The organism is Polaromonas sp. P1_G2 (genome assembly GCF_056405515.1).
On the sequence record NZ_JBFUBY010000069.1, the window covers coordinates 1 to 19852 of the forward strand.

19 protein-coding genes are annotated in these 19852 nt (G+C 66.3%); 8 read left to right on the plus strand and 11 right to left on the minus strand.

Annotation, left to right across the window (positions count from 1 at the left end):
* The coding region (locus tag AC1D0P_RS09525; protein WP_477676512.1) for a hypothetical protein at positions 1-735 on the plus strand (735 nt) is incomplete at its 5' end.
* A 14-nt stretch (positions 736-749) separates the two neighbouring features.
* Here AC1D0P_RS09525 and AC1D0P_RS09530 read toward each other — a convergent pair.
* Complete coding sequence (locus AC1D0P_RS09530) at positions 750-1613, minus strand: DUF2726 domain-containing protein (protein WP_477676513.1); 864 nt, start codon at positions 1611-1613, stop codon at positions 750-752.
* Positions 1614-1787: 174 nt separating this feature from the next.
* Positions 1788-3131: a hemolysin family protein gene (locus tag AC1D0P_RS09535; protein WP_477676514.1), complete on the minus strand. Its 1344-nt coding sequence runs from the start codon at positions 3129-3131 to the stop codon at positions 1788-1790.
* Positions 3132-3316: 185 nt separating this feature from the next.
* Here AC1D0P_RS09535 and AC1D0P_RS09540 point away from each other — a divergent pair, with 185 nt between their 5' ends.
* On the plus strand, positions 3317-4189 hold the full coding sequence (locus AC1D0P_RS09540) for a symmetrical bis(5'-nucleosyl)-tetraphosphatase (RefSeq protein ID WP_477676515.1): 873 nt from the start codon (positions 3317-3319) through the stop codon (positions 4187-4189).
* On the opposite strand, the gene AC1D0P_RS09545 is transcribed toward AC1D0P_RS09540, so the two are convergent.
* The 3 genes from AC1D0P_RS09545 to ypfJ form a co-directional block, all read right to left on the minus strand.
* Positions 4181-5119 (minus strand): YihY/virulence factor BrkB family protein, encoded by a 939-nt coding sequence (locus tag AC1D0P_RS09545; protein ID WP_477676535.1) that lies wholly within the window; start codon positions 5117-5119, stop codon positions 4181-4183. The genes AC1D0P_RS09540 and AC1D0P_RS09545 overlap by 9 nt on opposite strands.
* Positions 5120-5216: 97 nt before the next feature.
* Positions 5217-6668 (minus strand): DEAD/DEAH box helicase, encoded by a 1452-nt coding sequence (locus AC1D0P_RS09550; RefSeq protein WP_477653386.1) that lies wholly within the window; start codon positions 6666-6668, stop codon positions 5217-5219.
* A 342-nt stretch (positions 6669-7010) separates the two neighbouring features.
* On the minus strand, positions 7011-7892 hold the full coding sequence (gene ypfJ, locus AC1D0P_RS09555; protein WP_477676516.1) for a KPN_02809 family neutral zinc metallopeptidase: 882 nt from the start codon (positions 7890-7892) through the stop codon (positions 7011-7013).
* Positions 7893-8041: 149 nt separating this feature from the next.
* Between ypfJ and AC1D0P_RS09560 the strand changes: the two genes are divergently transcribed.
* Complete coding sequence (locus AC1D0P_RS09560; RefSeq protein ID WP_477676517.1) at positions 8042-8803, plus strand: DUF4136 domain-containing protein; 762 nt, start codon at positions 8042-8044, stop codon at positions 8801-8803.
* A gap of 8 nt (positions 8804-8811) precedes the next feature.
* On the opposite strand, the gene AC1D0P_RS09565 is transcribed toward AC1D0P_RS09560, so the two are convergent.
* Positions 8812-9663: a 2-keto-4-pentenoate hydratase gene (locus AC1D0P_RS09565; protein ID WP_477676518.1), complete on the minus strand. Its 852-nt coding sequence runs from the start codon at positions 9661-9663 to the stop codon at positions 8812-8814.
* Between the two features lie 42 nt (positions 9664-9705).
* Between AC1D0P_RS09565 and pcp the strand changes: the two genes are divergently transcribed.
* Positions 9706-10401, plus strand: a complete 696-nt coding sequence (gene pcp, locus AC1D0P_RS09570) for a pyroglutamyl-peptidase I (RefSeq protein WP_477676519.1) — start codon at positions 9706-9708, stop codon at positions 10399-10401.
* Here pcp and AC1D0P_RS09575 read toward each other — a convergent pair.
* Both AC1D0P_RS09575 and AC1D0P_RS09580 read right to left on the minus strand, forming a co-directional pair.
* A complete protein-coding gene (locus tag AC1D0P_RS09575; protein WP_477676520.1) occupies positions 10394-10651 on the minus strand; it encodes a hypothetical protein in 258 nt (85 codons plus the stop codon). The genes pcp and AC1D0P_RS09575 overlap by 8 nt on opposite strands.
* A gap of 53 nt (positions 10652-10704) precedes the next feature.
* Positions 10705-11091, minus strand: coding sequence for a hypothetical protein (locus AC1D0P_RS09580; RefSeq protein WP_477676521.1), 387 nt, complete (start codon positions 11089-11091; stop codon positions 10705-10707).
* A 157-nt stretch (positions 11092-11248) separates the two neighbouring features.
* Between AC1D0P_RS09580 and AC1D0P_RS09585 the strand changes: the two genes are divergently transcribed.
* The 3 genes from AC1D0P_RS09585 to AC1D0P_RS09595 all read left to right on the plus strand — a co-directional run bounded on the left by AC1D0P_RS09585 (position 11249) and on the right by AC1D0P_RS09595 (position 13380).
* Positions 11249-12166: a delta(1)-pyrroline-2-carboxylate reductase family protein gene (locus tag AC1D0P_RS09585; RefSeq protein WP_477676522.1), complete on the plus strand. Its 918-nt coding sequence runs from the start codon at positions 11249-11251 to the stop codon at positions 12164-12166.
* A gap of 84 nt (positions 12167-12250) precedes the next feature.
* On the plus strand, positions 12251-12673 hold the full coding sequence (locus AC1D0P_RS09590) for a universal stress protein (RefSeq protein ID WP_477676523.1): 423 nt from the start codon (positions 12251-12253) through the stop codon (positions 12671-12673).
* A gap of 212 nt (positions 12674-12885) precedes the next feature.
* Entirely contained in the window at positions 12886-13380 is a 495-nt protein-coding gene (locus AC1D0P_RS09595; protein WP_477676536.1) for an alpha/beta hydrolase-fold protein, read from the plus strand.
* A gap of 21 nt (positions 13381-13401) precedes the next feature.
* Here AC1D0P_RS09595 and dcd read toward each other — a convergent pair whose 3' ends face one another.
* From dcd to AC1D0P_RS09610, 3 genes are all read right to left on the minus strand, one after another.
* Entirely contained in the window at positions 13402-13977 is a 576-nt protein-coding gene (gene dcd / locus AC1D0P_RS09600; protein WP_436158004.1) for a dCTP deaminase, read from the minus strand.
* A 116-nt stretch (positions 13978-14093) separates the two neighbouring features.
* On the minus strand, positions 14094-14990 hold the full coding sequence (locus AC1D0P_RS09605; protein WP_477676524.1) for a response regulator: 897 nt from the start codon (positions 14988-14990) through the stop codon (positions 14094-14096).
* Positions 14983-18369 (minus strand): hybrid sensor histidine kinase/response regulator, encoded by a 3387-nt coding sequence (locus tag AC1D0P_RS09610; RefSeq protein ID WP_477676525.1) that lies wholly within the window; start codon positions 18367-18369, stop codon positions 14983-14985. The genes AC1D0P_RS09605 and AC1D0P_RS09610 overlap by 8 nt, the downstream gene beginning before the upstream one ends.
* A gap of 202 nt (positions 18370-18571) precedes the next feature.
* On the opposite strand from AC1D0P_RS09610, the gene urtA reads away from it, so the two are divergent.
* Positions 18572-19834, plus strand: coding sequence for an urea ABC transporter substrate-binding protein (gene urtA / locus AC1D0P_RS09615; RefSeq protein WP_477676526.1), 1263 nt, complete (start codon positions 18572-18574; stop codon positions 19832-19834).
* Positions 19835-19852: the final 18 nt, after the last annotated feature.

Here is a 19852-nt window from a genome sequence, read left to right on the forward strand (position 1 = left end):
GTTGTGATCGCCGTGGACGACGAGGCCCAGGAATACGTGATGCGCCGCTTTGCCGGCAAGGCCCGCCCCAAGGTGGTGTTTGCCGCCATAGACCATGAGCCCGCGGAATACGGCTACGCGGGCGCAGCCAACGTCACCGGCGTGGCCGAAAGCCTGCCGCTGGCGGCCATCCGCGACCTGCTGCAATACGTCAGGAAAGGCCAGCCCGTGCGGCTGGCGGTGCTGAGCGACGCGAGCCCCACGGGCAAGGGGCGGGTCAAGCAGCTTGAAGCCTTCGACTGGGCGCCGCACAGCGTGGCGAGCGTCCACACGCCGGCCGACTTCGCCGCCTGGCAGGCGGCCGTCAAGGGCATGGAGGGCAAGGCCGACGTGGTGCTGATGCTGTCCCACGGCAAGCTGCCGGCCGGGCCCGGCGCGGCCGGCGCCGTGCCGGAAGCCGAACTCATACGCTGGATGGAAGCCCACGCGGCGCCGCTGCCGCTAGGCACCGACATCGGCTACGTGCAGCAAGGCGGCGGGCTCAGCGTGGCGCCGTCGGCCAAATCCATGGGAGAAACCGCCGCGGCAGACGCACTAAGCTGGCTAAAAGCAAAACCCGCCAGCCAGGCGCCGCCGGCCAGCCAGGACGTACGCTACAGCGTGGCCGTGCGTGCCGCCGCGCTGCGCGCCCGCAACATCAGCCTGCCGTCGATCTACCTGGAAGCGGCACGGCTGGAGCAGCTCTACTACCCCTGACCCGCGGCAGGCGCCTAAGACTGGGCGCCGTCTTGCGGCTGATCGTCGGGCGTGATGAAGGAGTCTTCCCAGGGGACCGCGAACTGGTTGTCGGCCTCGTCGTGCACGATGCCGGAGCCGGTGCTGAGCGGGTCGAAGTTGGTGAAGCGGATCTTGCGGTTGCGCTCCAGCTTGGCCCGCAGGCTGCTGCGGGCCGCGGCCATGGCGGTCATGTCGACATGTTCCGCCTGGTGCGCCTGCTGCGCATCGGCGACCAGGGCGCCGCCGTCGGCCGCGCGCATGGTGTCGGGCACGGTGGCCAGGGCGTCGGCTTCCGCGTCCCCCGGCAAGGCCATGGGCGGCTCGCCGAGCACGGCCGGGAAGGACGGCTCATCGTCCGACAGGTCGATTTCACCGAGGAAGGCGGCACGCACGTCCTCCAGCGTCGGCAGGTTGCTGGCGCGCACCACGGCGTAGGCGATGCCGCATTCGGCGAACAGTTTGCGCTTGAGGTCGCGGTTGCTGGCCCTCAGGCCCTGCGGGCCGGGCACGTCGAGGCAGCCGATGACGGTGCCGTCGGCGGCGCAGACCGTGAAGCTGCAGTACACGTTCTTGAGCAGTTCGTAGGAGCGCTGGCCTTCGGCTTCGTTGCGCGGCGAGACAAAACGGATGACGGGGACCTTGACCACCACGTGGTGGTCGAAAAACGCGCGCTGCAGCCAGTGCCAGACTTCCTGCTCGGCCTCGAGCAGCAGCGGCCGTACCTGCAGGTGCCATTGCGCGGGAATGCGGCGCTTCTTGCGCGCGGCGCGCGCCAGCCAGCCATGGTGGCAGGCCGCTCCCGTCGCCAYCCCCGACACGGCCGTGGCCGTCAGCGCCAACACAAAAACATCAAACATGGGTGCCTTAAACTTTTTTTCAGTTTAAAACACAGGACCTTCAAGTTACAACCATTTACGTATAACGGTGTTGTTGCGGCGTCTCATCTGTAAATCGAAGGCCTTAAAACACGACTTAATTCACATAACGGCCCGTAAAAGTCTCGAAATCGCCACAGGATAAAGAACGAGTCATTACGACTCGACAGATGCAGGCGCCGGGCTGGCCAGCACCTTGTCGATGCGCTTGCCGTCCAGGTCCAGCACCTCAAAACGCCAGCCCGCGCACTCGACGGCTTCCGCGGTTTTGAGCAACCGGCCCGAGACGCTTTGCAGCAGGCCGGCCACCGTGTTGTAGCGGCCCTTACCTTCTTCGGGCAGTTCCTTGATGTCCAGCCTGGCCTTGAGTTCGGCGACGGGCATGACGCCGTCGATCAGCCAGCTGCCGTCCTCGCGTTCGGTGGCCCAGGCGTCGACCTGGGCGCCGGGCTGCAACTCGCCGGTGATGGCCTCCAGCATGTCCATGGGCGTCATCAGGCCCTGCACCACGCCGTATTCATCGACCACAAACACGATGCGGGTGGAGCGCGCGCGAAACTGTTCGAGCAACTCCATGCCGGTCAGCGTTTCCGGCACGAACACCGCCGGCACCGCATAAGCGCCTATGCGGTCCGCCACCGACGGCACGGCGCCCGGGCTCTGGCCCGGGCCTGGCGCGACAGGCTGGATCTGGCCGCGCAGCGCGAGCAGTTTGGCCACGTTGACCACGCCCACCACGTCGTCGAGGCCGCCGCGGCACACCGGGTACCAGGAATGCCCGGTGGCGCCGGCCTTGGCTATGGCCTGGGCCACGGTGTCGGAGGCGTCCAGCCATTCGATATCGGAGCGCGGCAGCATCAGCGAGGTGAGCAGCCGGTCGTCGAGCAGGAATACGTTCTGCACCATCTGGTGCTCGTGCTCTTCAATCAGGCCGGCGTCCACGCCCTCTTCCAGGCTGGCGGCGATTTCCTCCTCGGTCACGGCCCGGCCGGCCGTGTTGTCGATGCGCAGCAGCTTGAGCACCGCCTGCGTGCTGATGGACAGCAGCCGCACAAAGGGCTTGAAGCCGGTGGCCACCCACATCATGGGCCGCGACACCAGGCGCGCGACGGTTTCGGGGTACAGCTGGCCTATGCGCTTGGGCACCAGCTCGCCGAAGACGATGGTGATGAAGGTGATGATGGTCACCACCAGCGCGGTGGCGGTGATCTCGGAGACGCGCGGCCGCACGCCGAAGGTCTGGATCCAGGTGGCCAGGCCACTGCTGAAGGCCGCCTCGCCAATGATGCCGTTGAGCATGCCGATGGAGGTGATGCCCACCTGCACCGATGAGAGAAACTGCGTGGGGTTGTCCAGCAGGCCCAGCGCGGACTGCGCGCCCTTGTCGCCGGACTCCCCCATGGCCGTGAGCCTGGCCTTGCGGCTGGAGGCGAGGGCCATTTCCGACATGGCAAACACGCCGTTGAGCAGCGTCAAAAAAGCAATCAGCAAAAAGTCCATAGATTAGGAGTCTGGGCGGCAGGAATCCGTCGGCTGCAACGCGCGAGAAAACGGTCCATCGCGGCGCTACCGCCTGCGCCCATAGTCGGGCTATGGGCTTGTCGGTATCACCGCGCTGTCCTCGTTTTTCGCGCGTTTCGCTTCGACGGCTTCTGCCGCCCAGACTCCTAGCGCAAAATAAACACATGTCAATGTACTGTATCGGCGACCTTCAGGGTTGCGACGCACCCCTGGGGCGGCTGCTGGACAAGATGGATTTCTCGCCCAGCCGCGACACCCTCTACGTCCTCGGCGACCTGGTCAACCGCGGCCCCGACTCGCTCAAGGTGCTGCGCCGCCTGTCGGCCCTGGGCGATGCGGCGCAGTGCCTGCTGGGCAACCACGACCTGCACCTGCTGGCCCTGTGGCAGGGCGCGCGCCCCCCGGGCCGCAAGGACACCGTGCAGGACATCCTGCAGGCCGAAGACAGCGAGACGCTGCTGGACTGGCTGCGCCACCGCGCCATGGCCTTGCACCGCCACGGCTGGCTGATGGTGCATGCGGGTGTGCTGCCGCAGTGGACGGTGGCGCAAACCATGGCGCTGGCGTCCGAAGTCGAACAGGTACTGCGAAGCAGCAATCTCAAGGAGTTCTTCAGCGCCATGTACGGCAATACGCCGGACCACTGGCACGACGGCCTGCAGGGCGCCGACCGGCTGCGTGTGGTGGTCAACGCGCTCACGCGCCTGCGCTTTTGCACGCCCGAAGGGGTGATGGAGTTCGGCAGCACCGAAGGCGCAGACGACGCGCCTGCCGGCTACCTGCCGTGGTTTGACGTGCCGGGGCGCCAGACCGCCGGCACGCCGCTGGCCTTCGGCCACTGGTCCACGCTGGCCAAGGAAGGCGGCACGCCGCGCTTGCATCAAAACACCCTGCCGCTGGACACCGGCTGCGTCTGGGGCGGCTGCCTCACGGCGGCCAAACTGGGGGCGCAGGCCGGCAGCTTTGAACTGATCGCCGTGCCCTGCGAGCAGGCGCAAAAACCCGGCAAGAAAGACAAGGCCGGCAAGTCAGGCTGAAACCTGCTGCGGCTCACGCGCTTCGTCGGCCCAGGCGCGCGCCACGCTGGCGGACAGCAGCAGCACGGCCGACGAAAAGTAGATCCACATCAGGATCACCACCAGCGAGCCCGCCGCGCCATACGCCGACACCACGGCCGCGGTGGAGAGGTAAAAAGCCATCAGGTGCTTGCCGACCGCAAACAGGATGGCCCCCGCGGCGGCACCCATCACCAGATAGCGTAAAGAAGGCTTGGGGMCCACGCTGATTCTCATGAGCGCCACGAAGAGCAGCACACAAAAACCGAACGACACGACCTCATTGAGGACCCAGGCGACTTTTTCGATGGGCAGGTAGCTGCCGGCCCAGCCCGAGAGAAGGCCCAGGAAGGTCGAGATCGCCAGCGACACCAGCAACAGGAAACCGAAGGCCAGGATGTAGGCCACCCCGCGCAGGCGCACCGAAGCACCGTGCCACCACTTCTGCTGCGGCATTTCACCGCTGCCTTGCCGCCACAACCGCTCAAACGCGTCCTGCAGTTCCGCGAAGACGCCGGTGGCGCCGAACAGCAGCAGCGCAAACGCCAGCAGCGAGGCCGTGATGCCCTCCGACGGCGCCTGCGCGCTGGACAGCGCCTGCTGCACCACCTGGGCGCCCTGCGCGCCGATGACGCTGCGGATCTGGTCGACGAGGCTGGTTTCGAGGTAGGCGCGGTCCAGCCACCAGCCCAGCACGGCGACCAGCAGGACCAGCAGCGGCGCCAGACTCAGGATGCCGTAGAAAGACATGGCCGCGCTCATGCGCATGCCGCCAGCGTCAATCCAGTGGTCGACGGCGCGCCTCAAGGAGCGAAAGAGTCTCAGGAAGGGGTGGAAAGGCGCGGGAAGCCCGAAAGCCGCTGAACGTGGAGGCTGGGGTGGCGGCGTCAGGTTCGGATTGGATTTCGCCATCATGGAGACAGCGTAGAAGCCGGGGTGCGCGCCCCGCACCGGACAGCCCCGCTACCAGCCGTAGGCGTGAACCGACGGTGGTTTTTTAACCGGCGGTTTAGACCGTGGACTGGTTCTTGAACAGCGCCGCGACCTTTTTCTTGGGCTTGATGTTGGCCGACACGCTGCTGCGCGCGGGAGCGGCCTTGGAAGCGGCTTCCCAGGCGGGCTGGGCTTCGGGCGCGGCTGTGGATTCGTAGGGCTGGTCGAAGAAGGGGTCGCGCTGCGCGGCCGGCTGGCGGTGCGGCGTGTATTCACGGCGCTCGCGCGGCTGGCGTGCCTCGCGCGGGCTGCCGCCGTCTTCAGCTTCGCGGTACATGCGGCGGCCGTCGTTGATGCGGCCCTGCTCGCTGATGCGCGGGCGGTCTTCCTCGAACTCGATGGGCTCGAGCTCGATCTTGGTCTTGATCAGTTTCTCGATGTCGGCGACCAGGCGCTGGTCGCTGGCGGCGACAAAGCTCACGGCCAGGCCGGAAGCGCCGGCACGGCCGGTGCGGCCGATGCGGTGCACATAGTCTTCCGCATTGAAGGGCACGTCGAAGTTGAACACCGCCGGCACGTCCTTGATGTCGAGGCCGCGCGCGGCCACGTCGGTACAGACCAGCAGGTCGACTTCGCCCTTCTTGAAGGCTTCCAGCGCCTTCAGGCGCTCATCCTGGCTCTTGTCGCCGTGCAGCGCGGTGGTTTTGAGGCCCTCACGCTCCAGTGAGCGGGCCAGGCGCGCGCAGCCCAGTTTGCTGTTGACGAACACGAAGGCCTGCTTCATGCCGCGTTCTTTGAGGATCTGGTGCAGCGCGCGGCGCTTGTCGTCGGCGCCCACGCTGTAGAAATGCTGCTCGACCGTGGAGGCCGTGGCATTGGAACGCGCCACTTCGATGGTCACCGGGTCCTGCAGGTAGCTGGAAGCCAGGCGCTTGATTTCAGGCGAGAAGGTGGCTGAGAACAGCAAGGTGATGCGCTGCTTGGGCAGGTAGCTCAGGATGCGCTGCAGGTCCGGCAGGAAGCCGATGTCCAGCATGCGGTCGGCCTCGTCAAGCACCACGTACTCGACCTGGTTGAGCACCGCGTTCTTGGCTTCGATGTGGTCCAGCAGGCGGCCGGGGGTGGCCACCAGCACTTCCACGCCTTTTTTGAGCTCGGCCGTCTGCGGCTTCATGTCCATGCCGCCGAACACCACGGTACTGCGCAGGTTGGTGTATTTGGCGTACAGCTCGACCTGCTGGGCCACCTGCACGGCAAGTTCGCGCGTGGGCAGCAGCACCAGCGCGCGCACCGGGTGGCGCGCGGGCGAGGTCGAGGCGTTTTCGTGCTTCATCATGCGCTGCAGCAGCGGCAAGGCGAAGGCTGCCGTCTTGCCGGTGCCGGTCTGCGCGGCGCCCATGACGTCTTTGCCCTGCAGGACGACCGGGATGGCCTGTTCCTGGATGGGCGTCATGGTCTCGTAGCCCATTTCGGCGACGGCGCGGGCCAGCGGTTCGGCCAGCGAAAGATTGGAAAAAGAGGATGTCATAAGAAAGCTCTGCCTAACACTAGCGGGTAACTGTTGCGGTAGTAGCGCGCGGTCGGGGATGGGATTGCCAAGGCGCGTATTGCAGCCAACAGCACAGCCATTGGCGGGAAAGGTAACGCCGCAGACCGCCCGGGTCCCGTGCGGTCTGGACCGCGGGGCAAGGCTTTGTGCAGAGCTTCCTCAGCCCTCTATTGTCGCACTTTGGGCGAATTGGCCGGTTTTGCCGGCCCTTGAGGGCGCCAGGGCTATTCCGGGGCGGCCGCCCAGGCCGGTTCCGGCGGCAGTTCGCTATGAATTTGATAGCTCACAAGCCCCGCCAATAAAGGACTAATGCCATTCAGTCTACAAACTCCGGGCGCTGAAGGTGTCGCAGGCCTTGACGCTGCCGGTCTTTAAGCCGGTGTCGAACCAGCGCTGGCGCTGGGCGCTGGTGCCGTGGGTGAAGCTTTCGGGCACCACCGCGCCGCCGCCGGCGCGCTGCAGGGCGTCGTCGCCGATTTTGGCGGCCGCGTTCATGGCCTCCTCGACGTCGCCCTGCTCCAGGATCTGGCGGGCGTTCTGCGCGTTGTGCGCCCAGACGCCGGCAAAGCAGTCGGCCTGAAGCTCCAGCCGCACGCTCAGGGCGTTGTACTCGGCCTTGCTGACGCGGCCGCGCATCTGGTCCATCTTGGCGCTGATGCCCAGCAGGTTCTGCACGTGGTGGCCGACCTCGTGCGCGATCACATAGGCCTGGGCGAAATCGCCGGGCGCGCCCAGGCGGCTGCGCAGGGTTTCGTAAAAGCCGAGGTCGATGTAGACCTTCTGGTCGCCCGGGCAGTAAAACGGCCCCATGGCGGCCTGGCCCTGGCCGCAGGCCGTCTGCGTGGCGCCGCGGAACAGCACCAGCCGTGGTTTCTGGTAAGTGCCGCCGCCCTTGGCGAAGACGTCGGTCCAGACGTCTTCGGTGTCGGCCAGCACGGTGGAGACAAATTTGGCCATGCGGTCGTCGGCCGGCGGCTTGTGGGCCGGGCCCTGCTGCTGCACCTGGGCCGGCGGCGCGCCGCCGCTGAGCAGCCCCAGGATGGTCAGCGGGTTGATGCCGAAAATCCAGCCGCCGACCAGCGCCACCACGATGGTGCCTATGCCTATGCTGCGGCCGCCGAAGCCAAAACCGCCGCCCCCGCCGCCGCCGTCATCACGCCTGTCTTCGACGTTGTCGGATTCGCGATTGCCTTCCCATTTCATGCTGTCCCCCTTATGCCGTGCAATACTTGCCTGAGCCCGCCCGCCGCGGCCCCATCCCAGGCCCCGGGCGCGTGTCAGCGCATGCGCCGACTTTACTTGAGCGGCGTTCCGCGGCGGAACAAAATTGAACCCTGGTGTATCCATCCCCCATGAACGCTTTGACCCACCTCTCGCCCGCAGGCCCAGGCCCGCGGCGCAGCGCCGGCGCCGTGTTGTCCGTGTTGTCCGTGTTGTCCGTGTTGTCCGTGTTGTTCCGCTCGCCGCGCCTGGCCCTGGCGCTGCTGCTGGCGATGCTGCTCACGGCCTGCGCCAGCCCCATCACCACCCGCGTGACCAGCTTCAACCAGTGGCCCGCCGACGCGGCGGGCAGCACCTTCAGCTACATCACGCCGGTGGACATCACGCGGCAGCTGGAGCAAGCCACCTACGAAAATTATGTGCAGGCCGAACTCGAAAAACGCGGCCTCAAACGCGCCGCTGAAGGCCAGGTCGGGCGGCTCCAGGTCGACGTGGCGGCCAGCAGCCGCAGCGAGGAAAAAACCTGGATGCAGCCGATCTACCAGGACAACATGGTGTTCCTGCCGCCCTACCGCGACGCCGCGGGCCGCCTCTATGGCGGCGGCTGGGTGCCCGACCCCTTCGGGCCGCGCTACGTGGGCGACCGGCCGGTCAGCATGACGGTGTACACCAACAGCCTGCGCCTGCGGCTGCTCGACACCAAGGGCACGCCGCCCGGCAAGCCGCCGCGCACAGTGTTTGAATCGCGCGCCGTCTACGAAGGCGGCAGCGGCGACCTGCCGCTGGTGGTTCCCTACCTGGTGCGCGCGGTGTTCGACGACTTTCCCGGCCAGAACGGCCAGGTGCGCGTCGTGAAGTTCGACAGCGAAACCGGCGCCGTGATCAAAAAATAAAGCCCCGGCTACTCGAACCGGACCACCAGCCCCTTGAGCGCGCCGGCTACGGACCCGGACGCCTCGATCTCGGTGTGCCAGGTCTGCCCTGCCCGCACCGGCCAGGCATCGGTCAGCGTACCGGTGGTGATGATGTCGCCTGCCTGCAAAGCCGGTGCGCCCGGCGTGGCGCGCAGCTCACGCACAAAATGCAGCAGCGCCTGCACCGGGCCGTCCAGCACATTGGCGCCCACGCCCTGGTCCTTGAGCACGCCGTCGCCGTAAAGCTTGAGCTTCAGGCCCGTGAGCGATGCCATCAGCGCTTCGGGCGCCGTGCCGGCGGCCAGCTTCACAGGATGGCCCACCAGCAGCCGGCCATGCAGCCCGCCGTCGGCCACGGCCTGCGCGGCGCTGAACTTCCAGCCCGGGAAATGCGTGTGCACGATTTCATAACCGTGCGCCACCCAGTCAATGGCCGCCACCAGTTGCTCGGCCGAACAATCGGGCGGCGTCGCCTCGCGCAGGCCGAACACCACCTCGGGTTCTATGCGCGGCTCGCACAGGCCCTTGAGCGACAGCACGCCTTCGTTAGGCCCAGCGGCATCGACACGCGCCAGGCTGCTGTGCCACACCGTGCCCCAGATAGGGCCGTAGACCTCATAACGCGGCCAGATGGTCCGGTTGGTAAAGCCGACCTTGTAGCCCACCGGGCTGTCGCCCTGCCCACTTCGCGCGGCACGCACGGCCAGCGCGGTGGCATAGGCCAGCGGCACATCGGCCGGCACGGCGGCGGGCCAGGGCAGCGGCTGGGCTTCGAGGCGAGCGCGGGTCAGGTCGGCGACCAGCGCGGAAAGGTCCGGATCGGGTGCGGGGATATTCATGGGGGCATGGTAGCCAAAACGCCGCCGCCTTCACAATGGCGCATGCCCGCAGCCCCCACCTCCTCCGCCTCTTCCGCCTCGCCACTTCCCCGCGTCCTGCTGACCGGCTTCGATCCCTTTGGCGATACCGGGCACAGCAGCTTGCCCCTGAATCCCAGCTGGATGGCGGTGAAGGCGCTGGGCGGCAAGCGCATAGGCGGACACCTCGTGGTGGCGGCGCAACTGCCCACCGTGTTCCAGGCCTCCATGGATGAACTCACACGGCTGCTTCGGCTGCACAAGCCGGCGCTGGTGATCTGCATCGGCCAGGCCGGCGGGCGCGGCGCGATTTCGCTGGAGCGCATCGCCATCAACGTCAACGACGCCCGCATTCCCGACAACCTCGGCGCGCAACCCGTCGACACGCCAGTGGTGGCGGGCGGGCCGGCGGCCTATTTCAGCAGCCTGCCCATCAAGGCCATGCTGCAGGCGCTGCAAGCGTCGGGTGTGGCGGCCGAGGTGTCGCAAACCGCCGGCACCTTTGTCTGCAACCACGTGTTTTATGCGCTCATGCATGCGCTGGCCACCAGGCGCGGCTTCAAGCGCACGCGCGGCGGCTTCATCCATGTACCTTATCTGCCCGAACAGGGCGCGCCCAGCCTGCCGCTCGAGGAGACGGTGCGCGGGCTGCGGCTGGCCGTGGCAACGGCCTTGTCAACGACGCATGACATCGCCAAAGGCGCCGGAACCGTCAGCTAGCGTCCGGGCCGGTTTTGCCGTCCCGCGCGGGCGCGGCAGGTTCGTCGCGCAGCAGCCGCCACAGCAAAAAAGTGCCGAGGATGGCATTGCCCACGGCGAAGCCGGTGAGCAGCAGCGTGGCCCAGGCGTTCAGCGGACGGTTGTGCACCACCCAGGCCAGCAGCGGCGACAGGCTGTTGAGCGTGAGCATCAGCCAGAACAGCGGGTTGCGCGGCTGGTAAAGCCGTGAAAGAGGGCGTGACGGTTGCATCGTGAGTGAATGCTAACCGCGGCGGCCCTACGCGGGCCTGACAACAGGCAACCCTAACGGACGGCGAAGGACGCGGCCATAAAGCCCCGCGGCGAACGCACCGGGCGGGCCGGCATCACGCTGCCCGCGGAACTGGAGGCCTCGGCAAAAGCCGCTTCCCTGGGCACGCTGTCGGCGGCGGGCGGCGTCGAAGCGCCGGCGACGACGCGAGCCTGCTGGATGCAGTTGTGGCGCGCGGCGCCCGCGCTGGTTTCCATGCAATGCGCGATCGCCGCGAGTTCCGCCTGCCGCTGCTCGTCACGCAGCTTGGCCTTGGCGACCTGCGAATCGGCCACAAAGGCCATGGCGGCCAGCTGGCACAGGATCACCAGGCCCGCCGCCACCATCAGCAGCGTCTTGTAAGGCATTTCATCGAATTTCATCAGATGTTCAGAGAACATGGCGACCTCCCTTGGGTTACACCATGCTAGGCCGGCATTGCAATAGTCCATTCGGCGCCTTGCCCGTCGCGCTGTAGGATAAAAACCTTTCGTGACATTCGGCCGAGGCGCCGGGCCACCCACCACTTCCCGGGCCATCCCGCTTACCATCGCAGGCATGACGCTCCACCCGTATCCCACCTCGCTGGACGCCGGACAGACCGCCGCGCGGCTGCCCTACCCGCTGCTGGTCACCGAACTCATACGCCTGCTCAAGGACGAGTCGGTGCAGGTTCCGCAGCGGGTGGTTCAGGCCCTGCCCGGCGGCGGCAGCCTCTTCGTGATGCCGGCGCTGGATGCCCGCACCGCGATCGCCAAGCTCATCACCCTGACCCCCGCCAATGCCGGCACTGGCCTGCCCGCCATCCAGGGCGACGTGGTGGTGTTCGACGTGGCCAGCGGCCGGCGCCGGCTGATGCTGGACGGCCCCACCGTCACCGCCAGGCGCACCGCCGCCGTCTCGCTGCTGGCCGCCCAGCGGCTGGCGCCCAACACGCGCGGGCCCATGCTGATTGTCGGCGCCGGCGTGCAGGGCGTGGCCCACCTCGAAGCTTTTGCCCAAGGCCTGGGCGTGCGCGATTTCCGCATCAGCTCGCGCAGCCACGCCAGCGCCCAGGCCCTGGCGCAGCATGCGCAGTCGCTGGGCCTGAACGGCCGCGTCGTGCCCGACGCCGATGCCGCGCTGGCCGACTGCCCGCTGGCCGCTACCTGCACACCCGCCGGCGGCGTGGTGCTCAGCGCCCTTCCGCGCGACGACGGTTTCATCAGCGCCGTCGGCGCCTACACGCCGGCCATGGTGGAACTCAGCGCCGCGCTGTGCCAGTACGTCGCGGCGCAGGGCAGCGTGCTGGTCGATACCCCCGACGCCGAGCATGAAGCCGGCGACCTGCTACAGGCCGGCCTGGACGTGGCCCGCTTCGCCAGCCTGGGCGAGGTGATACGCCAGGACATGAAAAAACCCGACGGGCCGGTGCTGTTTAAAAGCTGCGGCTGGGCGGGTTGGGACCTGGCCGCCGCGCGCACGGCGCTGGCCTGAGCGGGCCGGGCAAGCAGGCGCTCACCTACAGCAATATGGCGGCGCCGGTGTYACGCTGGCCCGTCCAAACCCGGAGATAAAACCATGAAGATTCTGTTCGCTGCCGACGGCAGCAAGTACACCAAAAAAGCCCTGGCCTTCCTGGTCAACCATGAAGACCTCGCCGGCGCCGAAGGCGAAGTGGTGGTGATCAACGTGCAGGCGCCGGTCCCGGGCCGCGTCAAGAGCATGCTGGGCTCGGCCAACGTCACGGCCTACCATGCCGAAGAATCCCAAAAGGTGCTGGCGCCCATAGAACGCTTCCTCAAGCGCCACAAGATGGCATTCAAAACCGTCGCAGTGGTCGGCTCGCCCACCGCTGAAATCCTGCGCGCCGCCAAGCGCGAGAAAGCGCACCTGATCGTCATGGGCACGCACGGCCAGGGACTGCTGAGCCGGGCGCTGATCGGCAGCGTGGCCCAGCGCGTGGTCGCGGAGAGCGAGACGCCGGTGTTGCTGGTGAAGTAGCAAGCCTCCCCGCGGCGCTGGCCGGGCTCCGGGATTTACCGGATACTCGCCCTCACACCACAAGGAGACCGAGATGGGGACGAACATGGGATTCCAGTCAATTCGAAAACTGCTGGGCTGGCTGTTGCTGGCACTGCTCGCGGCCACCGCGCCGCTGGCGCTTGCCGGCGAGGTCACCGCCAGGTCCTTCAGCTCAAAGGCCCTGAACCCACATCGACAGCAACTTCAGGACCATCAACGCGCGCGAAGGCCGCATGATCGCCGGCCTGTCCGCCGGCGGTTTCGGCACGGTGAATGCCGTTTTCAAATACCCTGAGCTGTTTGTTTCCGCCGCGGCATTGAGTCCGGCAATCTATTCACCGACACCACCGGCCCATTCTTCGGCCATGCAGGTCGCGCCGTTCCAGCTTAACGGCAAGTTTGACCAGGCCTCGTGGGACCGCCTGAACTACACCGCCAGTTGGGAAGCCTACAAAAGCAAAAAAGTCGTGGTGCCGATGTATATCAACAGCGGCGACCACGACACTTTTTCCATCGCCTATCACTCGGCCGGCCTGTTCCAGAAATTGTTTGAGTACCAGCCCAAGCTGGTGGAATACCGCGCCGTCGACGGCGACCATGAATGGGCGGTCTGGCGCGACACCATAGGCGATGCCCTCAAATACATGAGCGGCTTTGCCAGCCGCCCCCAGGTCGCCAAGCCCTGAGCCCTCCCCCCGGGAGAGCCGTCAGGCCTTCGGCAGCGTCACCCCAACCTGCCCCTGGTATTTCCCGCCGCGGTCCTTGTACGAGACTTCGCAGACGTCGTCCTTGTCGCTCTCGAAAAACAGCACCTGCGCGCAGCCTTCGCCCGCGTAGATCTTGGCGGGCAGCGGCGTGGTGTTCGAGAACTCCAGTGTCACGTAGCCTTCCCATTCGGGCTCAAACGGCGTGACGTTGACGATGATGCCGCAGCGCGCGTAGGTGCTTTTGCCCAGGCAGATGGTCAGCACATTGCGCGGGATGCGGAAGTATTCGACGGTGCGCGCCAGCGCGAAGCTGTTGGGCGGGATGATGCAGCTGTCGCCGTGGAAGTCGACAAAACTTTTCTCGTCGAAGTTCTTCGGGTCGACCACGGTGCTGTGGATATTGGTGAAGACCTTGAACTCGGGCGCGCAGCGGATGTCGTAGCCGTAGCTGCTGGTGCCGTAGCTGATGATCTTCTGGCCGCCGGCCGCGGCGCGTATCTGGCCGGGCTCGAAGGGCTCGATCATGCCGGTGGTTTCCGCCATGCGGCGTATCCATTTGTCGCTCTTGATGCTCATTCGGGGAAACTCCTCACTGTTCCCTGATTGTAGGCAAGCCGGGCGTCTACCCAGATTGGGAATCCCTCACGCTATGGATTCAGGAGCAGCCAGCCCCCGCCCACCAATGAAAACGCTCAAAACACGTGTCCGGTCGCCAGCGCCGCGGCGGCCGCCCGGGTCTCGACGCCGAGCTTTTCAAAAATATGCTCCAGGTGCTTGTTGACCGTCCGGTGGCTCATGCCCAGGATGTCGCCGATGTCGCGATTCGTCTTGCCCTTGGCCAGCCAGGAGAGAACCTCGGTTTCACGCGGCGTCAGCGCGGCATTGGCCAGGCGCGAAGGCGAGGCGGCGTTCGCGCCGCGCTGCTCCAGCAGCAGCATGGTCTCGCCTATGCCGACCCGGCCCATGTTGCGCACCGACAGCTGCACACCGGCCAGGGCCAGCAGCACCTCGCCGCTGTCGCCCTCCAGCGCCGGATAGACCGCATCCGGCAGGCGCCCCGGCTGCGCTCCGCCTTCCGCAGCCCGCAGCCACAGGGCCGCCTGCGGCGAGCGCCAGGCAATGCGCCCGCGCGCATCGACCAGCACCACGCCGAAGCCGGCCACGTCCACGGCCTCGCGCGCCAGCCGTGTCATGCGCGCATTGCGCGTGTGGGTGTGCAGGCGCGCCACCACCTCCTGCGCGCGCAGCGGCTTGACGACGTAGTCGACACCGCCGCAGGCAAAACCTTCCAGCACGTGCGGCGTCTCCGACAGGCCTGTCATGAAGATCACCGGGATGTGCGCCATCACGGGGTTGGCCTTGATCTGCCGGCAGGTGTCAAAGCCCGAGAGGCCGGGCATGACGGCGTCCAGCAGGATGGCGTCAGGCGCCACCAGTTCCAGACGCTGCAGGGCCGAATCTCCATCGCGCGCCACCAGCACGGTGTAACCCTCGCCCTCCAGCGTGTCGCACAGCATGCCCAGGCTGCTGGGGGCGTCGTCGACCACCAGCACCACGGGACGCTGTTGTTCTTCAGTGGCCTCAAGCATCGACACCCTCCGTCAAATGATCGAGCAACAATTCGAGTTCGCATCGGCTCACAAAGCCGCGCAGCCGCGCGCAGCTGGCGGCCAGCGAGGGGTCTTCGGCCGTGACGCGGTCCAGCAGGCGGTGCAGGCCGTGCACGTGGCCCAGCTTCACCAGGCGTATCAACCCGGCGCGAGCCTCCTCGGGCAGGCCCAGCGAAGCTTCCCCGGACGAGCCCGCCACGCCGGCCGCCAGCGGCGCCGGCGAGACCACCGAGGTCACCCATTCCAGCCCCMGGTGGCGCTGCAAGGCGTCCATCAGCTCGGATTCGAGCACCGGCTTGCCGACAAAGGCCTGGCAGCCCGAGGCCTTCAGGCGCGAAGCCTGGTTCTCGAACACATTGGCCGACACCACGATGATGGGCACGCTGTCGTAGCCCCGGTGGCGTATCTGCAGCGCGGTTTCCCAACCGTCCAGGTCGTCCATGGTGATGTCCAGCAGGATCGCGTCGGGCACCGCGTCCTTGAGGCTGTCTATGCATTCCAGGCCGCTGGCCGCCTCTTTCACGTCAAAGCCCAGCGGCGTGAGCATGCCGGCCAGCATCTGGCGCTGCACCGGCTGGTCGTCGACCACCAGCAGCGTCCTGCGCTTGCCGAAGAAGCCGGCGATCTGGTGCGGCGGGTCGGCCATCGGGCCGGGGTCGTCGATCTCGCGCAGGTACAGCCGCACGCTGAAGGTGCTGCCCTTGTCGGGCTCGCTCCGCAGGCTCAGGTCGCCGCCCATCAGCGCGGTCAGCAGGCCGGTGATGGTCAGGCCCAGGCCGGTGCCCGGCTCGCCGCGGCGGCGGCCCGCGGCGCCGCGCTCAAAGGGCAGGAAGATGCGTTGCTGGTCCTGCGGCGCGATGCCTATGCCGGTGTCCACCACGTCGAAGCGGATCACCTCGCGCCGGCAGTCCACATGCAGCTTCACGCTGCCCGTGTCGGTGAACATCACCGCATTGCTCAGCAGGTTGATGATGATCTGGCGCAGCCGCTTGGCGTCGGCCTGCACCCAGGCCGGCATGCGGCCGCTGTGGGTGTAGAAAAAATCCACGCCCTTGGCCTCGGCCTGTGGCCGCACCATGCTGACCAGGCCTTCGAGGAAGTCGGGCAGCGGCACCGGAATCGGCTCCAGCCGCAGCCGGCCGGCCTCGATGCGCGCCAGGTCGAGCAGGCCGTCGACGAGTTGCAGCAGGTGCTCGCCGCTGCGCTGTATGGTCTGCACGGCTTCGCGCGGCGTGCTGGCCAGCGCCTCGCTTTTCAGCAGGATTTGTGAATAGCCCAGGATGCTGTTAAGCGGCGTGCGCAGCTCGTGTGTCATGCCGGCCACGTAGCGCGTCTTGGCCTGGTTGGCCGACTCGGCCACTTCCTTGGCGGTTTGCAACGCCGCGTCGGTGCGCTGGTGCGCCTCGATCTCGCGCGACAGCAGCTGGTTCTGCCGATTCGACTCGTCCTGCGCCATGCGCCGGCTTTCGCTGCCCAGCACCACCCACCAGCTGCAGACCGCGACGATCAGCAGCAGCATGGCGAACACTTTCACGAAGGCCGAGCGCAGCAGGCTCGAGAGATCACCCGAAGCCGGGAAGGTGGTCTCCTGCATGTAGACCATGCCCATCACCGTGGCCAGCAGCGCGCACAGCGAGAGCATCACCACCATGTAGTGGCCGACGCGGAAGTTGACGCGGCTCGACAGCGCGCTGGGCAGCAGCTTGCTCAAAAATTCCTCAGCCTGCTCGGCGGCGCGTGAGCGCGTCTTGCAGCGGTCGTGGCAGCGCGACTCCAGCGTGCAGCACAGCGAGCAGATGGGCGCGCCGTAGGCCGGGCAGCTGGCCATGTCTTCGGCCTCGAAGGCGTTCTCGYAAACGTGGCAGCGCACCCTCTGGCCGGGCACACCCATGGCCTGCGGCTTGCGCGCGACGTAATAGCGCCCCTTGGTCAGCCAGGCCAGCAACGGCGACAGCACCAGCGCCAGGCCCAGCGCGATAAAAGGCGAAAAGGCCTCGGCCTTGGGGCCCATGGCGCCGGTATAGGCGAACACCGACACCACCGTCGCCAGCAGCATGGAGCCCAGGCCCACCGGGTTGATGTCGTACAGATGCGCGCGCTTGAACTCGATGCCCGGCGGGCTCAGGCCCAGCGGCTTGTTGATGACGAGGTCGGCCACCAGGGCGCCCACCCAGGCAATCGCCACGTTGCTGTAAAGCCCCAGCACTTTTTCGAGCGCCGAAAAAACATCAAGCGTCATCAAGAGCAGCGCGATGGCGACGTTGAACACCAGCCACACCACACGCCCCGGGTGGCTGTGCGTGAGGCGCGCGAAGAAGTTGGACCAGGCCAGCGAGCCGGCGTAGGCATTGGTCAGGTTGATCTTGAGCTGCGACACCACCACAAAAACCACGGTTGCGGCCAGTATCCAGGCCGGGTCGCTGAAGACGTAGGCGAAGCCGGCCAGGTACATCTGCGTGGGCTCCACCGCCTTGGCGGCCGGCAACTCGTGCTGCAGCACCAGAAAGGCCAGGAAGGCGCCGCCCAGCATCTTCAGCATGCCCAGGACTATCCAGCCCGGCCCGGCCATCAGCACCGCCGCCCACCAGCGCCGGCGATTCGCATGCGTCTTTTCAGGCAGGAAGCGCAGAAAGTCGACCTGCTCGCCGATCTGCACCACAAGCGAGAACGCCACGGTGGCCGCCGCACCAAACATGAGCGGGTCGAACTCGCTGCTGCCCGAGGTGCGGCCGGTGAGGCCCGTGAAGTCGGAAAACGCCTGCGGATTCTTCCAGAGCACCGCCAGGTAGGGCAATAACAACAGCACGCCCCACAGCGGCTGCGTCCACATCTGCAGGCGCGAGATCAGCGTGATGCCGCGAACCACCATGGGCACGATGACCACCGCACTGATCACGTAACACCAGGCGATGGGAATATCGAGGTACATCTGCAGCGCCAGCGCCATGATGGCCGCCTCCAGCGCGAAGAAGATGAAGGTGAAGCTCGCGTAGATCAGCGAGGTGATGGTCGAGCCCAGGTAGCCGAAGCCGGCGCCGCGCGTCAGCAGGTCCATGTCGACGCCATAGCGCGCCGCGTAATAGCTGATGGGCAGGCCGGTGAAGAAGGTGATCAGCCCCACTACCAGGATGGCCCACAGCGCGTTGGTGAAGCCGTAGTTGAGCGCGATGGCGCCGCCTATCGCCTCCAGCGCCAGGAAGGACATGGCGCCGAAGGCCGTGTTGCCGACACGCCACTCCGACCACTTGCGAAAGCCGCGCGGCGTGTAGCGCAGCGCGTAGTCCTCAATGGATTCGTCGGCCACCCAGGCGTTGTACTCGCGTCGAATACGAAAAATTTTCTGGGTGGCGATGGTCAAGGCGGTCTCCGTCAAACGGCCGTAGGGCTGCGGCAACGCACCCAAAGCGTTCCGCAAGAAGTGTGCCCGTTGCACCAAAAAGGGTGGCTAYGTTGATTGACGTATAGGGATGCGCAGCCCTTGTGAACATGATTCACCTGACTTCAACGCAAGCCTTCACCTCTTCAACCGTTCACCGTTTCATCAACCGCAGGAGCCCAGCATGTCCAACGACGATCGCGACCCATCTTCCTTCATCAACCGCCGCCGCCTCATGCAGGGCGTCGCCGCGGCCCTGCCGCTGGCCGGCCTGCCCGGCTGGGCGCAAGCCCAGCAATTCCCCACGGCCAAGGTCAACACCACCAAGCTGGCCGTCACCGACACCGAAGTGACCGTGGGCCAGTTGCACTCGGCCACCGGCACCATGGCGATTTCCGAAACAGGTTCCATCCAGGCTGAGCAGCTCGCCATCGACCAGATCAACGCCATGGGCGGCGTGCTGGGCCGCAAGATCAAGGTCATCAAGGAAGACGGCGCCTCCGACTGGCCGACCTTCGCCGAAAAGTCCAAAAAGCTGCTGGTCAACGACAAGGTCGCCGCCGTGTTCGGCTGCTGGACCTCGGCCTCGCGCAAGGCCGTGCTGCCCATCTTCGAAAAAGAAAACGGCATGCTCTACTACCCGACCTTTTACGAAGGCCTGGAGCAGAGCAAGAACGTGATCTACACCGGCCAGGAAGCCACGCAACAGATCCTCTACGGCCTGGACTGGGCTTCGAAAGAAAAGAAAGCCAAGACCTTCTTCCTGGTCGGCTCCGACTACATCTGGCCGCGCACCTCGATGAAGATTGGCCGCAAGCACATCGAAACCCACCTCACCGGCAGCAAGGTCGTCGGCGAAGAGTACTACCCGCTGGGCCACACCAACTTCAACTCGCTGATCAACAAGATCAAGGTCGCCAAACCCGACTGCATCTTCATCGCGGTGGTGGGCGGCTCCAACGTGGCCTTCTACAAGCAGCTGAAAGCGGCAGGCGTCACCGCCGCCAAGCAGTTCCTGCTGACCATCTCGGTCACGGAAGACGAGGTGCTGGGCATAGGCGGCGAAAACATGAACGGCTACTACGCCTCCATGAAGTACTTCCAGTCGCTGGACAACCCCAACAACAAGGCCTTTGTGACCGCCTTCAAGGCCAAGTACGGCAAGGATGCGGTGATCGGCGACGTGACGCAGGCCGGCTACCTCGGCCCCTGGCTGTGGAAAGCCACGGTCGAGAAAGCCGGCAGTTTCGACGTGGACAAGATCGCCGCGGCTTCCACCGGCATCGAGCTCAAGACCGCGCCCGAAGGCTACGTGAAGCTGCATGAGAACCATCACCTGTGGAGCAAGGCCCGCATAGGCCAGGCGCAGGCGGACGGCCAGTTCAAGGTGGTGGCCGAATCTCCGGCCCTGATCGAACCGAATCCCTTCCCCAAGGGTTACCAGTAAGCGGCGGCGCTGGCTCCT

What these genes read in the sequence shown, in the direction of transcription:
- AC1D0P_RS09585 (WP_477676522.1), top strand. Translation starts at nt 11,249, where the DNA reads ATGACGCTCCACCCGTATCCCACCTCGCTGGACGCCGGACAGACCGCC.
- AC1D0P_RS09550 (WP_477653386.1), bottom strand. Translation starts at nt 6,668, where the DNA reads ATGACATCCTCTTTTTCCAATCTTTCGCTGGCCGAACCGCTGGCCCGC.
- ypfJ (WP_477676516.1), bottom strand. Translation starts at nt 7,892, where the DNA reads ATGAAATGGGAAGGCAATCGCGAATCCGACAACGTCGAAGACAGGCGT.
- AC1D0P_RS09535 (WP_477676514.1), bottom strand. Translation starts at nt 3,131, where the DNA reads ATGGACTTTTTGCTGATTGCTTTTTTGACGCTGCTCAACGGCGTGTTT.
- pcp (WP_477676519.1), top strand. Translation starts at nt 9,706, where the DNA reads ATGCCCGCAGCCCCCACCTCCTCCGCCTCTTCCGCCTCGCCACTTCCC.
- AC1D0P_RS09565 (WP_477676518.1), bottom strand. Translation starts at nt 9,663, where the DNA reads ATGAATATCCCCGCACCCGATCCGGACCTTTCCGCGCTGGTCGCCGAC.
- AC1D0P_RS09605 (WP_477676524.1), bottom strand. Translation starts at nt 14,990, where the DNA reads ATGCTTGAGGCCACTGAAGAACAACAGCGTCCCGTGGTGCTGGTGGTC.
- AC1D0P_RS09580 (WP_477676521.1), bottom strand. Translation starts at nt 11,091, where the DNA reads ATGTTCTCTGAACATCTGATGAAATTCGATGAAATGCCTTACAAGACG.
- AC1D0P_RS09540 (WP_477676515.1), top strand. Translation starts at nt 3,317, where the DNA reads ATGTCAATGTACTGTATCGGCGACCTTCAGGGTTGCGACGCACCCCTG.
- urtA (WP_477676526.1), top strand. Translation starts at nt 18,572, where the DNA reads ATGTCCAACGACGATCGCGACCCATCTTCCTTCATCAACCGCCGCCGC.
- dcd (WP_436158004.1), bottom strand. Translation starts at nt 13,977, where the DNA reads ATGAGCATCAAGAGCGACAAATGGATACGCCGCATGGCGGAAACCACC.
- AC1D0P_RS09590 (WP_477676523.1), top strand. Translation starts at nt 12,251, where the DNA reads ATGAAGATTCTGTTCGCTGCCGACGGCAGCAAGTACACCAAAAAAGCC.
- AC1D0P_RS09575 (WP_477676520.1), bottom strand. Translation starts at nt 10,651, where the DNA reads ATGCAACCGTCACGCCCTCTTTCACGGCTTTACCAGCCGCGCAACCCG.
- AC1D0P_RS09560 (WP_477676517.1), top strand. Translation starts at nt 8,042, where the DNA reads ATGAACGCTTTGACCCACCTCTCGCCCGCAGGCCCAGGCCCGCGGCGC.